12 protein-coding genes are annotated in these 15721 nt (G+C 63.4%); 6 read left to right on the forward strand and 6 right to left on the reverse strand.

The genetic code is table 11. The features are described from left to right. Window positions 1-36: 36 nt before the first annotated feature. Entirely contained in the window at window positions 37-1851 is a 1815-nt protein-coding gene (locus ABXH26_RS19385) for an Hsp70 family protein (protein ID WP_353568759.1), read from the reverse strand. A 33-nt stretch (window positions 1852-1884) separates the two neighbouring features. Further along, window positions 1885-2175 carry a hypothetical protein gene (locus tag ABXH26_RS19390; RefSeq protein ID WP_353568760.1) on the reverse strand — a complete coding sequence of 97 codons (291 nt, stop codon included), beginning with the start codon at window positions 2173-2175 and terminating at the stop codon, window positions 1885-1887. Window positions 2176-2650: 475 nt separating this feature from the next. Between ABXH26_RS19390 and ABXH26_RS19395 the strand changes: the two genes are divergently transcribed. The 3 genes from ABXH26_RS19395 (at window position 2651) to ABXH26_RS19405 (ending at window position 9036) form a co-directional block, all read left to right on the forward strand. Next, the gene (locus ABXH26_RS19395; protein WP_353568761.1) at window positions 2651-5422 is read left to right on the forward strand and encodes a bifunctional aconitate hydratase 2/2-methylisocitrate dehydratase; all 2772 of its coding nucleotides are present in this window, start codon (window positions 2651-2653) and stop codon (window positions 5420-5422) included. A gap of 68 nt (window positions 5423-5490) precedes the next feature. Beyond that, window positions 5491-6099 carry a transposase gene (locus tag ABXH26_RS19400; protein WP_353568762.1) on the forward strand — a complete coding sequence of 203 codons (609 nt, stop codon included), beginning with the start codon at window positions 5491-5493 and terminating at the stop codon, window positions 6097-6099. A 51-nt stretch (window positions 6100-6150) separates the two neighbouring features. Continuing rightward, window positions 6151-9036, forward strand: coding sequence for an aconitate hydratase (locus ABXH26_RS19405; protein ID WP_353568763.1), 2886 nt, complete (start codon window positions 6151-6153; stop codon window positions 9034-9036). Window positions 9037-9939: 903 nt separating this feature from the next. Here the strand turns inward: ABXH26_RS19405 and ABXH26_RS19410 are convergent. Continuing rightward, window positions 9940-10407 carry a hypothetical protein gene (locus tag ABXH26_RS19410; RefSeq protein WP_353568764.1) on the reverse strand — a complete coding sequence of 156 codons (468 nt, stop codon included), beginning with the start codon at window positions 10405-10407 and terminating at the stop codon, window positions 9940-9942. A 391-nt stretch (window positions 10408-10798) separates the two neighbouring features. On the opposite strand from ABXH26_RS19410, the gene ABXH26_RS19415 reads away from it, so the two are divergent. Together ABXH26_RS19415 and ABXH26_RS19420 are read left to right on the forward strand one after the other, a co-directional pair. Next, window positions 10799-10990 carry a hypothetical protein gene (locus tag ABXH26_RS19415; protein ID WP_353568765.1) on the forward strand — a complete coding sequence of 64 codons (192 nt, stop codon included), beginning with the start codon at window positions 10799-10801 and terminating at the stop codon, window positions 10988-10990. Further along, window positions 10977-11312 carry a hypothetical protein gene (locus tag ABXH26_RS19420; RefSeq protein ID WP_353568766.1) on the forward strand — a complete coding sequence of 112 codons (336 nt, stop codon included), beginning with the start codon at window positions 10977-10979 and terminating at the stop codon, window positions 11310-11312. The genes ABXH26_RS19415 and ABXH26_RS19420 overlap by 14 nt, the downstream gene beginning before the upstream one ends. Window positions 11313-11511: 199 nt before the next feature. Here ABXH26_RS19420 and ABXH26_RS19425 read toward each other — a convergent pair whose 3' ends face one another. The 3 genes from ABXH26_RS19425 to ABXH26_RS19435 all read right to left on the reverse strand — a co-directional run bounded on the left by ABXH26_RS19425 (window position 11512) and on the right by ABXH26_RS19435 (window position 14167). Next, window positions 11512-12366, reverse strand: coding sequence for a hypothetical protein (locus ABXH26_RS19425; protein WP_353568767.1), 855 nt, complete (start codon window positions 12364-12366; stop codon window positions 11512-11514). 352 nt (window positions 12367-12718) lie between these two features. After that, the gene (locus ABXH26_RS19430; RefSeq protein WP_434783439.1) at window positions 12719-13258 is read right to left on the reverse strand and encodes a YdeI/OmpD-associated family protein; all 540 of its coding nucleotides are present in this window, start codon (window positions 13256-13258) and stop codon (window positions 12719-12721) included. A gap of 270 nt (window positions 13259-13528) precedes the next feature. Continuing rightward, a complete protein-coding gene (locus ABXH26_RS19435; RefSeq protein ID WP_353568769.1) occupies window positions 13529-14167 on the reverse strand; it encodes a hypothetical protein in 639 nt (212 codons plus the stop codon). A 698-nt stretch (window positions 14168-14865) separates the two neighbouring features. On the opposite strand from ABXH26_RS19435, the gene ABXH26_RS19440 reads away from it, so the two are divergent. Continuing rightward, window positions 14866-15721: metallophosphoesterase (locus ABXH26_RS19440; RefSeq protein WP_353568770.1), on the forward strand; the 856-nt coding region annotated here is incomplete at its 3' end.

The raw sequence follows: 15721 nt of genomic DNA on the forward strand, positions 1-15721 counted from the left end.
GATCCAACGCGCCGGGGTTCCCTCGGTCAATGCGAACTACCCGCCCATTCTTCGGGCGAGCGCCTCTTCCATCGCTTTTTCCACCACCCGCGCCGCCACCGCCTCGGTCGCCTTGTCCAGCTCCTGCACCGCGGCCTTGAGCGGATTTGCCTCGCCGGCCCGCACCGCCGCGCGGACTTTCTCCGCGGCCGCGCGGATCTCGTTTTCCTCCTCCGGAGAAACCAGCCCGCCGCCTTGGGCGAGCACCTGCTCGACCGCCGGCAGCAGCTCGTCCGCCTTCATCTTCGCCTCGGTGAAAATCCGCTCCGCCATGTCGTCGAAGGCGTAGTCGATCGACTCGCTGACCATTTTTTCCACCCGCGCATCGTCCACGTCCACCGCCGCGCTCTGGATTTCCAGCAGCGTGTCCTTGCCCGTCGCGGTGTCGCGCGCCAGCACCTCGAGGATGCCGTTTTCATCGATCCGGAACTGCACGCCCACCCGCGCCCGGCCTTTTTCCGAAGGCTCGAACTCGACCTCGAACTCGCCGAGCTGCCAGTTGTCGCGCGCCATTTCCCGCTCGCCCTGCAGCACGCGGATCCGCATCGACCGCTGCCCCGCCGCCGCGTTGGTGAACATCTCGCCCGCCTTGCACGGGATCGTCGTGTTGCGGGAAATCAGGACATTCATGAGCCCGCCGAAAGTCTCAATGCCGAGGCTCAGCGGCGTCACGTCGAGCAGCACCATCTTTTTCATCGCCCCGCTCAGCACGCCCGCCTGGATCGTCGCCCCGAGCGCCACCGCCTCGTCGGGGTGCTGGGAAAGATCCGGCTCGCGGCCGAACCACGCCTTCACCGCCGCGCGCACCGCCGGGATCCGCGTCGAGCCGCCCACCAGCAGCACCGCATCCAGGTCTTCCGGTCCAACCTTCGCGTCGGCCAGTGCCATCCGGCAGCAAGCCAGCGTGCGGTCGATCAGCGGCTTCGCCAGCCGGTCCAGATCGCCGCGGGTCACCTCGATCTCGATGCTGCGGGATCCCTCGTAAAACGGCAGCCGGAAGGTCTCGGCATCCTTTTCGGACAAGGCCCGCTTCACCCGCTCCGCTTCTTCAAGCCAGCGCACATCCGGCTTTTCCACCCCGGCCTGCTCCGCGCACCACGCGACCAGCGCCGCGTCCAGGTCATCGCCGCCGAGCCGCGTGTCGCCGCGCGTCGAAAGCACCTGAAACACCCCGTCCTGCATCTCCAGCACCGACAAATCGAAAGTTCCGCCGCCGAAATCATACACCGCCACCCGCGACTTCTCCTCCAGCCGGTCCAAGCCGTAGGCCAGCGCCGCCGCGGTCGGCTCGTTGACGATCCGCACCACCTCCAGCCCCGCCAACTCGCCCGCCTTCTTCGTCGCGTTCCGCTGAGCATCGTTGAAATACGCCGGCACGGTGATCACCGCCTTTTCCACCGGCGTTTCGAGCCGCCATTCGGCGATCCGTTTCAGCTCCCGCAGGATCTCGGCGCTCACCTCCTCCGGCGAGCGACCCTCCACCTGCGGCAGGCCGTTTCCGTCATCGGTCACCGGCAGGGGAAAATCCTCCACCTCGCCGATCCGTCGGCCCATCAGCCGCTTCACGCTCGTCACCACCGGCCGAATCGACCGCAGCCGCAGCGCCTTCGCTCCGACCAAAACCTCTTCGCTCCCCGCTCCCTGCTCGCCGCTCCCTGCTCCGAACGCCACCGCACTCGGCGTGATGCGTTTTCCATCCTCATTGGCCAACAAGATCGGAAACCCGCTCTCGACGACTCCAATGGCCGAATTCGTGGTCCCGAGGTCGATTCCAACTATCACCTCTCCTGCCTTCCGTTCGTCGCTCTTCATCTCACTTTTCACCCGGCACTCCTGCGAAGCGGGTCAATCCTCCCCGCCCTTCACCGCCACCACATAGGCCAGCACCGCCTTCTCGTCTTCCTTATCAAGGCCAGCGTGAGTGATCATCTTCGGCATCGCGTCCTCCCACTCATCAATGAAAAGATCCTTTGGCAACTGGTAGGCATGGCACTCGCCGCATTTCAGCATGTAGATGACGTGCCCGTGCTGCAGCGTCTCGAGCGGCGTCCCGCTGGCTTTCGCCATTTCCGGGCTGGGATTGGGAACTTCCGAAATCCCGCCCACCGAACCGTCCTCGGTCTGGATGTCTCCCATTTCGCCGGACGAAGCCCCGGCCGGCCCGCCGGCACACCCGGCCAATCCCAAAACCGCCGCCATTCCGGCGACCAAATACGTGCGATGCATTCGTCAAGCCTATCGGACCGGCTCGCGACAGCAAGAGCCGGATTCCCTCAGAAAAACGGATCGCAGGGAGATTGAAATCGGGACGAATAGACCAGTCATCATCAATGGCATGCGACCCCCTCCACAACCCTTCCCGAATCCCATTCATCCCGGAAATCCCATTCATCCTGATCCAAAAAACCCCGGCACTCCGCCTCCCGCGAAAGGCTGTCAGCTTCGCCCGAAATCCCCGCCCCGGCGCGACTCCTGCTAGACGGCCAACATTCTTTACAAGAATCACCCCCCCGGTAATCTCCGCGCCCGTCGGACAGACCCCGGAGATCGCTGAAATCCAAGACCTCCCGACCAAAACACCCACTTTCCAAACCAACGACGCCCCGCTGAAATGAGCCTCTATCAGGAATACCTCCAGGAAATCGCCGAGCGCCAGGAACAAGGCCTCCACCCGAAGCCCATCGATGGTGCCGACCTGCTCGCCGAGATCATTTCCCAGATCAAAACTCCCGGCCACGAAGCCCGCGCGGACTCGCTCAACTTCCTGATCTACAACACCCTTCCGGGCACCACCAGCGCCGCCGGCGAAAAGGCCCGCTTCCTCGAAGAGATCATCCTCGGCCAGACGGTCGTCGAGGAAATCCCCCCCGCCTTCGCTTTCGAGCTGCTCTCCCACATGAAGGGCGGGCCGTCGATCGAGGTCCTGCTCAATCTCGCGCTCGGCGACGACGCCGACATCGCCAGCCAGGCCGCCGAGGTCCTCAAGACCCAGGTCTTCCTCTACGATGCCGACCTCGCCCGCCTCGCCGACGCCCACCAGGCCGGCAACGCCGTTGCCAGGGACATCCTCGAAAGCTACGCCAAGGCCGAGTTTTTCACCCAGCTCCCGGACGTTCCGGAGGAAATCCAAGTCGTCACCTACATCGCGGCCGAGGGCGACATCTCCACCGACCTCCTTTCCCCGGGGAATCAGGCCCACTCGCGCTCCGACCGCGAGCTGCATGGCAAGTGCATGATTTCGCCGCAGGCCCAGGAAGCGATCCGGGCGCTGCAAAAGATCCACCCGGACAAGAGCGTCATGCTCATCGCCGAAAAGGGCACCATGGGCGTCGGCTCGTCGCGCATGTCCGGCGTCAACAACGTCGCCCTGTGGACCGGCAAACAGGCCAGCAAATACGTCCCCTTCGTCAACATCGCCCCCATCGTCGCCGGCACCAACGGCATCTCGCCGATCTTCCTCACCACCGTGGACGTCACCGGCGGCATCGGCCTCGACCTCCAGAACTGGGTCAAAAAGAAGGACGCCGACGGCAAGGTCGTCCTCGACGCCAACGGCGACCCGGTCCTCGAGCAGGTCTATTCGGTCGAAACCGGTACCGTCCTCACCATCAACACCCGGAGCAAAAAGCTCCTCCTCGACGGCAAGGAAGTCCACGACATCGCCAAGGCCTTCACCCCGCAGAAGCTTGAGTTCATGAAGGCCGGCGGCTCCTACGCCATCGTCTTCGGGAAAAAACTCCAGACCTTCGCAGCCAAGACGCTCGGCATCACGGCACCGGTCGTTTTCGCCCCGTCCAAGGAAATCTCCCACGAAGGCCAGGGCCTCACCGCCGTCGAAAAGATCTTCAACCGCAACGCCGTCGGCACCACGCCGGGCGTCACGCTGCATGCCGGCTCCGATGTCCGGGTTACGGTAAACATCGTAGGCTCACAGGACACCACTGGCCTGATGACCATGCAGGAGCTGGAGGCGATGGCGGCCACCGTCATTTCCCCGATCGTCGATGCGGGCTACCAGTCCGGCTGCCACACCGCCTCCGTCTGGGACAAGAAGGCCCAGACCAACATCCCGAAGCTCATGGCCTTCATGAACGGCTTCGGGCTCATCACCGCGCGCGATCCCAAGGACGGCTACCACGCCATGACCGACGTCATCCACAAGGTCCTCAACGACCTCACCGTGGACGACTGGGACATCATCATCGGCGGCGACTCGCACACCCGCATGTCCAAGGGCGTCGCCTTCGGGGCCGACTCCGGCACCGTCGCGTTGGCGCTCGCCACCGGCGAGGCCACCATGCCGATCCCGCAGTCGGTGAAAGTCACCTTCAAGGGCGAGCTCAAGCCACACGTCGATTTCCGCGACGTCGTCCACGCCACCCAAGCGCAGATGCTGAAGAAGTTCGGCGAGAACGTTTTCCAAGGCCGCATCATCGAGGTCCACATCGGCACCCTGCCCGCCGACCAGGCCTTCACCTTCACCGACTGGACCGCGGAAATGAAGGCCAAGGCCTCGATCTGCATCTCCCAGCCGGAGGCCCTCATCGAGTCTCTCGAAATCGCCAAGGCCCGCATTCAAATCATGATCGAGAAGGGCATGGACAACGCAAAGGGCGTGCTTCAGGGCCTCATCGACAAGGCCGACAAGCGCATCGCCCAAATCCGTTCCGGCGAGAAACCACCGCTCGCGCCCGATGCCAACGCGAAGTACCACGCCGAGTTCGTCGTCGATCTCGACCTTATCGACGAGCCGATGATCGCCGACCCCGACGTCCACAACGAGGACGTCTCCAAGCGCTACACCCACGACGTCATCCGCGGTCTCTCCTACTACGGTGGGGAAAAGACCATCGACCTCGGCTTTGTCGGTTCCTGCATGGTCCACAAGGGCGACCTCAAGATCGTCTCCCAGATACTCAAGAACCTCGAGCAGGCCGTGGGCAAGGTCGAGTTCCGCGCCCCGCTCGTCGTCGCCGCGCCGACCTACAACATCATCGACGAGCTGAAGGCCGAAGGCGACTGGGAAACCTTGGAAAAATATTCCGGCTTCGAGTTCGACGACAACGCGCCCAAGAACACCGCCCGCACCGAATACGAGAACATGATGTATCTCGAGCGCCCCGGTTGTAACCTCTGCATGGGCAACCAGGAAAAGGCCGCCAAGGGCGACACCGTCATGGCCACCTCCACCCGCCTCTTCCAAGGCCGCGTCGTGGAAGACTCCGAGCGGAAAAAAGGCGAGTCGCTCCTGAGTTCCACCCCCGTCGTCGTCCTCTCCGCCATCCTCGGCCGCACGCCGACCTTGGACGAATACAAGCTCGCCGTCCAAGGCATCCCCCTCACCCAGTTCGCCCCGCCTGTGGGTGAGATGGTGGCCCAATAGGGAGAAGGAGTTTTCAACTCCTTCATTCAAACCAAGGACTTAAAAAGTCCTTCTCCAAAGTCCCCCATATGTTCCTCGATCCCGACAAAGCCATCGAGAAACACCGCGGCAACCTCCCCCACTGGCAACAAGGCGAGGCCTGGCTCTTCGTCACCTGGCGCCTCGCCGACTCCCTCCCCGCATCCGTCGTCAAAGATCTCCTCCTAGAAAAACTACGCTGGGAACAATCTCACCCAAAACCCTGGAACGACGCCACCCGCAAAGAGCACAACCGCCTCTTCACCCTCCGCTTCGAAGCGTTGCTCGACAACGCCCACGGCAACTGCGTCCTCCGGGACCCCGACATCGCCACCATTGTCGCCGACGGCTTCCACCACTTCGACGGCCAGCGCTACCGCCTCGACTCCTACGTCGTGATGCCGAACCACGTCCACGTCCTCTTCCACCCCCTCGGCGACCATCTGGCAGAAGACATCCTTCACACCTGGAAACGCTTCACCGCTCGCGAGATCAACACCGCCCTCGGCCAAAGCGGCCAACTCTGGCAGCACGAATCCTGGGACCGCCTCATCCGCTCCTACAAGCACTTCGCCTGGGTGCGCCGTTACATCGCGAAAAACCCCGCCAAGCTCCCACCGGATACTTTCAAGCTGTGGCAATACGGAGAAGGAGTTTAAAACTCCTTCCCCAAATTCGACGCCCCGCCATTTCTGTTATAGTCTGGCCGCATGGACACCCTCCGCACCTTTAAAACCGGCTCTGGAACCGACGGCTACTTCCACTCCCTCCCCGCCCTCGCCGAGCAAGGCTTCCCGAACCTCTCCAAGCTTCCCGTTTCCATCCGCATCGTCCTCGAGTCCGTCCTCCGCAACGTCGACGGCCGCAAGGTCACCGAGGAGGACGTGAAAAACCTCGCCCGCTACAACGCCAAGTCGCCCGGCGATTACGAGATCCCCTTCACCGTCGCCCGCATCGTACTCCAGGACTTCACCGGCGTGCCGCTGCTCGTCGATATCGCCGCCATGCGCGATGCCGCCGTCGCCCGCGGCGCGTCCGCGGAAAAGGTCGAGCCGCTCGTCCCCGTGGACCTCGTCGTCGATCACTCCGTCCAAGTCGATTTCGCCGGCTCGCAGCTCGCGCTCGACCGCAACATGGCCATCGAGTTCATCCGCAACCGCGAGCGCTACGAGTTCCTCAAATGGGGCCAGCAGGCCTTCGACACCTTCGCCGTCGTCCCCCCCGGCATCGGCATCGTCCACCAGGTGAACCTCGAATACCTCGCCAAGGGCGTGCTTTCCAAATCTTCAATCGACAATCCCCAATCGGAAATCTTCTACCCCGACACCCTCGTCGGCACCGACTCCCACACCACCATGATCAACGGCCTCGGCGTCGTCGGCTGGGGCGTCGGCGGCATCGAGGCGGAGGCCGGCATGCTCGGCCAGCCGGTCACGTTCCTCGTCCCGGAAGTCGTCGGCGTTTACCTCCACGGCCAGCTCGCCGAGGGCGTCACCGCCACCGACCTCACCCTGCGCGTCACCGAAATGCTCCGCGCCCACGGCGTCGTCGGCAAGTTCGTCGAGTTCTACGGCCCCGGCGCCAGGGCACTTTCGCTCCCCGACCGCGCCACCATCGCCAACATGGCCCCGGAGTACGGCGCGACCATGGGCTTCTTCCCCGTCGATGACGAAACGATCCGCTACCTCCGCGGCACCGGTCGTTCCGAGGAACTTTGCGCCACCGTCGAAAACTACTTCCGCGCCCAGGAAATGTTCGGCATCCCCGACAAGGGCGACTGCGAATACTCCGCCGACCTCGAGCTCGACCTCTCCTCGGTCGTGCCCGCCGTTTCCGGACCGAAGCGACCGCAGGACCGCATCGACGTCCCCGCGCTGCGCGAAAAGTTTGACGAGCTTTTCACCGCGCCCACCTCGACCGGCGGCTACGGGCTTTCCCCGGATCAGCGGAAAACGATGGTGCCGGTGAAAATGCCCGAGCCCGCCGGCTACGCGGTCGGCTCGCTGCTTGAGCAGACCGAGCCCGGCTCCGCCATGGACAAGGCGGAAATGACCACCAACCGCCCCTCGCCGAACCTTGTCGCCGCCGATGAAGCCTTCGAGCCCATCGATACCGAGCTGCGCCACGGCGCCGTCCTCATCGCCGCCATCACCTCCTGCACGAATACTAGCAACCCGAGCGTCATGCTCGCCGCCGGCCTCGTTGCGAAGAAAGCCAACGAGCTCGGCCTGACCATCGCGCCCTATGTGAAAACCTCGCTCGGCCCCGGATCGCGCGTCGTCACCGATTACCTCCGGGCCACCGGGCTCCAGGACGAGCTCGACCGCCTCGGCTTCCAGACCGTCGGCTACGGCTGCACCACCTGCATCGGCAATTCCGGCCCGCTCCACCCCGCGATCGAGGCCGCCATCAAGGAAGGCGACCTCGTCTGCGCGTCCGTCCTTTCCGGCAACCGCAACTTCGAGGCCCGCGTCCACGGCTCGATCAAGGCGAACTTCCTCATGTCGCCGCCGCTCGTCGTCGCCTATGCCCTCGCCGGCCGCGTCGATCTCGACCTCACCACCGAACCGCTCGGCCACGACCGCGACGGCAAGCCCGTCTTTCTCAAGGACCTCTGGCCCTCGCAGGGCGAAATCAAGGCCCAGCTCGAAACCGCGCTGAAGCCCGCCGTTTACGAAAAACTCTACGGCAACGTCGCCACCGCCAACCCCAAGTGGGGCGAAATCAAGGGCTCCACCGGCGACACCTACGATTGGGACCCGGAATCCACCTACATCCAGTCGCCGCCCTTTTTCGAGGGTGCCGCCGGCCTCAGCGAGGACATCCGGGGCGCGCGCCCGCTCGGCATCTTCGGCGACTCCGTCACCACCGACCACATCTCGCCCGCCGGCGCCATCAAGCCGACCTCGCCCGCTGGCCAGTATCTCCTCGAGCACGGCGTCGAAAAGGCCCAGTTCAACTCCTACGGCGCGCGCCGTGGCAACGACCGCGTCATGACCCGCGGCACCTTCGCCAACGTCCGCATCAAGAACCTCATGTGCCCCGGCATTGAGGGCGGCTACACCCGGTATTTCGGGAAAAAAGACGTGCCCGCCCCCGACCTCGACATTTCGCCCGTCGGCACCGCCAAGCCCACCTTCATCTACCACGCCTCCATGGCCTACCAGGAGGAAGGCACTCCCCTCATCGTCATCGGCGGCGAGGACTACGGCATGGGCAGTAGTCGCGACTGGGCCGCCAAGGGCACCCGCCTGCTCGGCGTGAAGGCCGTCATCACCAAAAGCTTCGAGCGCATCCACCGCTCCAACCTCATCGGCATGGGCGTGCTGCCACTCAACTTCATCGACAAGGCCGACTACGAAAAGGTTAAGGACCTCAGCGACGCCACCTTCGACCTCACCGGTATCGCCGGCGAACTCAAGCCTGGCCAACCCGCGACCCTCATCGTCCACCAAGGGAACCCAGGCGCCCCGCCTGAGTCCTCCCCACAGATCATGGAGATCCCTCTCAAGGTCCGCCTCGATACCCCGGCCGAGGTCGATTACTACACTGCCGGCGGGATCCTCCCCTACGTCCTCGACCAAATCCTCGCCTAGGGAGAGCGGGCAATCTGCCCGCGCGTGCTTTCGCTCCAAAAGAATCGGGGCCAAAACAGCCTCTCGATCGGATCGAAAAAAATCCGACTTTTTTGGAAAGACCGCCAAAAAGCCCCGATTGATGAAATATAAGCAGGTCCGTTTGAGATTTTCAGAGCTGCCAGTCGGGGGACTGGCCCTCCGATTCAGGTGAAAGCCGATCTCGCGAGGCCGACAAAACAAGAGCGCACGTTTCCGGGGGGATTCGTGCGCTCTGTCTTTTCCGACCGGACGGTTGCGGAAAAAGCGAAGGCGCGCGGCTGTCCCGAGCCACGCGCCTTCTGATTCCACACCCGGTTTTTCACTCCGGGCCATGTTAGAGAGTCGATGATCACCTCCTTCCGGACCCCGGTCCTTCCGTCGCAGGGGGGAGAACGAACGGACCGGAGCCATGTTTGGGGGGAATGATCTGGAGGAGGCGTCTCATGAACGGAAGCGAGCGCGCCCGCATCTGTTGAGAATCATGATCAACAAAATCAGCTTCTAACCCATAACGAGATGACGCACCCGCCATCAGGCGGGATTCCCCCCAAGCTGCCGCTCAGCTCTTTCCCTGCGTTCGTTCCTTCCCTTCCTTTCCTAAATTCAGCGCCCTTCTCCGATTTCACCCCGTTCGTCGATTTCGTTGTTCCGCACAACCCAGCAAGAACACCGCCCTAACATGGATTCCCCCCATCCCCGAACCAACGCCGTCATTTCCTACCCCCCGTCCGTGTTTTCCGTGCCTTCCGTGGTTCCCCATCCTCCCCGGATTCGGCGCATGGCACGAACCCCGAGGTTCCCCCCTTCACATTTCCCTTCTCAGCTTTCGCCCCTTTCGCCGATTTCGTTGTTCCCCATCTCATCCGTGGTCTCCCTTCCGCTTCACCGAACCGCATCCTCCTCGGTGGTCGCCCAAGCGGCCGCGGGGGCGAATCCTCCCAGCTGAAGCAGGTATTCCTCGCCCACCTCGGAGGGATCCCTGCCGCCTTGGCACGAGACGCTGATCATCGCCAGCGGTAACGCCGTCCGCGCCACCTCGAAGGTGAAGGTGAACACCCCATCCCGGGCCACCGACTCCATCCTGGAGAGGGCCAGCGACTTCCCACCGCTCCCCGCCCGGATTTCGCCCGCGGCTTTCAGACCGTCCCGGGAGAGATTCCGATCCCTCGGTCTCACGCTCACCGTGATCGTGAGAAAATCCGCTTGGCGGGCAGACACCCGCGCTTGGAACCCCACGCAGTCCCCACAATCCTCGGGGCCGCGGATGCGATAAAGCACGCTCAGACCGGCTCCGGGCGTCACGGTCATTACCCCCATCACGAGGAAAAGCAGGATCGCCTTCATACTCATCCGACACCGCCGCGGACCTTTCCTTGGAAAAAACTCCCCGAACTTTCCCGGACGACCGCACCGTCCCCTCTGCCCTGGAGGCCTGCCGCGGTGTTCACCCTTCTTGCCACTTCCGTGCCTCCCGTGGTTCCCCTTCCCCAGATTTCGCCCCTTTCGCCGATTTCGTTGTTCCCAGTCAGGATAGAAAAGGAGTTTGGAACTCCTTCCTCCCCCACCAGGGCTCCTTTCCCACTCTCCACCACGGACTTGAAAAGTCCTTCTCCCCACTCTCCCGGCCCCCTTCCGTGTTTTGTGCCTTCCGTGGTTCCCCTTCTCCAGTTTTGTTCCTTTCGCCGTTTTCTTCCACCTTCCAAATCGCTTGCCCGCGACGGTTCCGGTGGCATCGCTTCCCATGGACGAAAACCAACGCGCCCCGCTTGAAACCCTCGCCACCGCCCTCCTCGACCGCCTCACCGGCCATCCCGCCGGCATCACTTACCAGGCGGAGAATCTGGAAGTCGTCATCCCCGGAAAAGAGGGTGCTGCCTCGACCTGGAAGATCCACGGCACCCTGAAGATCCGCACCGGCGATGCCGACCGCTGACTCCATCCCCCGCGTCCGCGGAAAGCTCGCCGCCAGCACCGGTTCGCGAAGCATCGCCCTCGAAGGCGCCGGCGATCGCGTCGTCATCCGCTTCAACTCCCTCGCCACCCTTAACGAGGTCCTTCAGCTTCGTGCCCTGTTTCAGCGGAAACGATACCCTTCCCGCCAGCCGGTCGCTGACACCCCGCCTCGCGTCCCGTCCCTCCGCTATCCCGAGGTCATCATCGCCATCGGCACCCGACCCATGGCCGAAGTCTCCTTTGCCGATGGGAAGCCCCGCTTCCGTCCCACTCCGTGGAAAGCCCTCACCTCAAGGATCTGACCGAGTCACCGCCACGGAACCCAGTGGTCGGAGATAAAGATTCCCCGCCGCAAAACACGCGAATGAACGCAAAACTGAGAGATGAGCAACCCATCCCCCTCAGCCCAGCCCCCTTTCGTGGATTCCGTGCCTTCCGTGGTTCCTCCTCTTAAGGTCGAGCGTATGTCGCGACCAGCCCGTCCACCGGCAACCGCGGCCCTCACTTCACCTCCAGAAAGATCCGGAAATCCATCGCCTTGTCCGTCGGGTTCGACACATCCACCCGCTGCTGGCGATCCTGCTCGAAGGTGATGGAGATGCCGTTCTCGGTCCCTTCCTCCACCGAGTACTTGCCCATGTCCATTTGGCCCTGCCGGGTGTCCTCGAGGTACGAGAGCTTCATCGTCTGCCCCTTCTTGCCCGGGACCTGATAGATCTTCGACTCGCCGGCACCCAGCTTCAGATCCCACACGACCGAGGGCGTTCCTTCCTCCATCACGATCACCTCCTCACCGGGAGGCGTTTGGTTGAAGACCTCCAGCAGCTTGTCGGCCGCCTTTTTCGCCCCCTTCAGGTCGTAGGTGCCGGAATAGTTGCCCAGCTTCAGGTGAAATGCCTTCGCCCCTGCGATCGCTGCCAGGATGTCCGGGTCCTCCTGCACGTCGATCGAGATTAGCGCGTCCTGCTCGCTGGTCAGGCCATTGTCGGTCGTGGCCGGAGCCTCGGTCGGCGGCGTATCGCCCGACTCCAGCCCGGAGAACCAATAGGTCGCCTTCTTTACCGGCAGCTCCTTCAGCGCGCTGTTGTCATAGATCATCAGGGTCGAGGTGCCGTTGCCCAGGAAGTACCGGAAGATCCTGCCGTCATCGCCGCCGCGCTCCATCATCACATGCTTGAACACCCCGCCGATGCGGAAGGAAGACACCGTCCACCCCGCTATTTCGGCCTCATGGGTGACCTTGTAGGAGGGGCCCGCCTCCAGATCGGGCTCATCCTGGGCCCGGACGCTGGGAGCAATGACGGACAGACCGAGGAGTCCGGTCGCGAGGATGGCGAGGGAATGCGTGGGGATCATGGTGTGGATGGGGTGGGAGATGGGAAAAACATGGCCCGGAGCGGATCGCCACCGGCCTCGGCAGGGCGGCGGAGTGGGAAATCCCGGGTGCCTGCCGGCGAAGCGGCCGTCCCGGGCGAGCTCGGGCAGGGCTGCAGTCCGTTCCCGGATGCCAACGCGGCCTCCGGTCTTCGAAGCACGAAATCAAGCGATGAATGCCGGCCGGTCCAGCCTGGGGGGCGCTTCATAAACGGTGATCCGTCCTCTATCCGCTCCCCCGAGCCGCTGTCGAGGAAATTGGTGAAAGCGCGCAGCCAGCCGTTTATCGGCGTCCTCTGTCTCGGCTTCAGGTTCCGCCATTCCAGCGCCCGCCTTATCCGCACTCCGGCACCTTGAAGGCCTTGCTATAGAATCCGGAGGGATCGAAGCAGCACACCCGCTTCTTCCCCTTTGCCAGCATATCGCAGGCGCCCGCCACGCGCTTCGCCCGCGTCTTCGCCTGCTTCGCCGTCTCGATCCAGTGGATCCAGTCCACCCGCGCCAGCGTCGTCGTCGCGTCCCACACCTCTCTTGCTTCCGGTGCCTCGGCCAAGGCCGCCGCCAGGTCATCCGGCACCGCTGGCTCCGGCTCCGGATCCATCGGGGAAATCCTCACCTCCACCTGGTCGCCGGGACTCACCCCGGCTGCATCCAGCCAACCGGCATCCAGCCTCAACCAATGACTCAGCTGCCCGTCCGGCTCCAGCGTCGCCGCTACCGGCTTTCCCGCCACCGTTCCCTCCACGCTCGTCCGGCCCCGCCTTGGCAAGCTCTCGCTCACCTCCTTCGGCAGCACCAGAAACGCCCACCCATCCGACCCCGCCGGCCGCAGCAGTTCTGCTTCGAACTTGGAAACCTCGCCCTTCATCGTCATCCCGACCTCCATCCGGTCCCGGCAAACCTGCAACAGAGGAGTTCACCAATCAACTCCCCGAGCGGAAATCGAAAATCGAAAATCGGCAATCGGCAATCGGCAATCGGCAATCGGCAATCGGCAATCGAAAAGCTGAGAGCAAAAATGAATGCCAACTGCCGGGTCTGATTCGCTTCCGTGCCTTCCGTGGTTCCCCCTCTTCAGATTTCGATCTTTTCGATGTCCCGCCTTTCCCCCGTGCTGTCAGGGAAGACGGACCGTGATGGATCGTCACGAGCCGACAGAACGGCGGCGGCGCCGGAACGCGCCCATGAGGCAGGAGGACAGGATCAACAGACATGGGTTGGCTTCCGGAATCACCGAAAGTCGGATGGCTCCATCGGCTCCCGAATGGAACAGTCGATCATAGCTTGGATCCTCAAATCCATCGAGCAGATGCAAGTTCGTGTTCGATTCAATGCCGTTCTGGGACTCGGAAACGTAGTCGAGGTAGTCATTCAGACTCACGTCATGCGCGTAGCCGACCAGGTAGGTATGACCTGCCTCGAGCAGAAGGTCCACCGGGCCTGAGCTCTTCCAGGTAGGAATCCCGGGCGCATCCTGGCCGAAGCCTGTCGGAGCGGTAAGAATCAGGAAATCGGGATCCGGATAGGACAGCAGAGCGAAACGCAGGTAGCCGGGCTGAAACAGCTCGTTCAAAATGCTGAACTCAGTGATGCGTGTGTCGGATGTCACGGTGATCTCAGTGAGGAGACCCTGATCTCCGGAGGAAAATCCACCCATATTGGGAGGCGTGAAGCTGTCGAAAATCACCGTGCTCCCGGCAAGGCTGGCACCACGAACCGGAAGCGCGGCGGCAAACACTGACATCGAGGCCAGGACGACGAGGACATGGGGTCGTTTTTTCATGAGAGCGAACCGGCTGGAATCTCGACTCGTGTTTCATCCTGAATCCCACGAATCGCATCTTCCCATCCCGTAAGGGTTCCGGCGGAAAGAGTCAAAGGGCAAGTCCATCACGCCAACCCCGGTTCCGCCGCCGGCTCCCTTCCCATCCCGGTCCGGCAGCAGTGCATCGCAGCATTCCAGCAAGGCCTCCGCCTCCTCCGTCCTCGCATCCCGCCCGTGGTCGCCGCAACCGTGGCTGCGGCGGCCCGCCGCAGGCCGTGGCGGAAGCGGCCCGCTTCCTCTTCCGCAGTTGCGGCTCCCAGCCCCAGACCGTTCCGGAGCGATCACGGCTCCCTCTCACCACCGCTCACTTGCCCCCTTGCCCCCTTGCCCCCTTGCCCCCTTGCCCCCTTGCCCCCTTGCCCCCTTGCCCCCTTGCCTCACTGCTCACTTGCCCACTTGCCCACTTGCCCACTTGCCCACTTGCCCACTTGCCCACTTGCCCACTTGCCCACTTGCCCCCTTGCCCCCTTGCCCCCTTGCCCCCTTGCCCCCTTGCCCACTTGCCCCCTTGCCCCCTTGCCTCACTGCTCACTGCTCACTGCTCACTGCTCACTGCTCACTGCTCACTGCTCACTGCTCACTGCTCACTTGCCCACTTGCCCACTGATCACTGCCCCCTGCTGTATCTTTTGCCCCGTTCCCTCCGTTTCCTCTCCATGACCCACCGCTGCCTTGCCCTCGCCGCCCTCATCGCCGCCTCCAGCCTACAGGCCGCGGAACCCGGAGCCTCCTTCAAGGATCATCCCCACCCGCCCGATGTGCACCTCGCCGAGCCCCCCGAACTCGAGGACCCCCGGGCCTTCTCGATGATCGTCCTCGGCGATCCCCAGAGCTACGAAAAGTTCGACATCAACCAGCCGATCTTCGAGCTGCTCACCGCATGGACCGCCGCGCAAAAGCGCCGCCTCAACGTCAAGACCGCCCTCTGCACCGGCGACCTCGTGGAGCAGAACGACCTGCTCACCGCCAACGGCGGGACCCTCTATGCCGGCATGAACAACGGCAACCAGTCCAGCACCCAGCAATGGGAAAGCGTCTCACGGGCCTTCCGGCGCCTCGATCAGGTCTACCCCTACATCCTCGCCACCGGGAATCACGATTACGGCTACGAAAGCGCCGAAAACCGCAACTCCCGCTTCCCCGACTATTTCCCTCCCGCCAGAAACCCCCTCTGGGCCAGCACGCTCGTGGCCACCGCCCCGAATGCCTTCGGCCGCCCCACCCTCGAAAACGCCGCCTATGCCTTCACCGACGAGATCTGGGGAGACCTCCTCGTCGTGGTCCTGGAGTTCGCCCCGCGCGATGAGGCCATCGCTTGGGCCGCCGAGCTGATCTCCTCCGAAAAATATGCCGGTCACCAGGTCATCCTCCTCACCCATTCCGTCCTCGATACCCAGGGAAACCTCATCGCCACCTCCCCCTACCGCATGTCTCCCCGCAATGAGGGCGCGGCGCTGATGGAAAAACTCATCAAGCCCTCCACCAACATCAAGCTCGTCATCTGCGGCCACT

Source organism: Haloferula sargassicola (assembly GCF_040362925.1).
Taxonomy (GTDB): Bacteria; Verrucomicrobiota; Verrucomicrobiia; order Verrucomicrobiales; family Akkermansiaceae; genus Haloferula; species Haloferula sargassicola.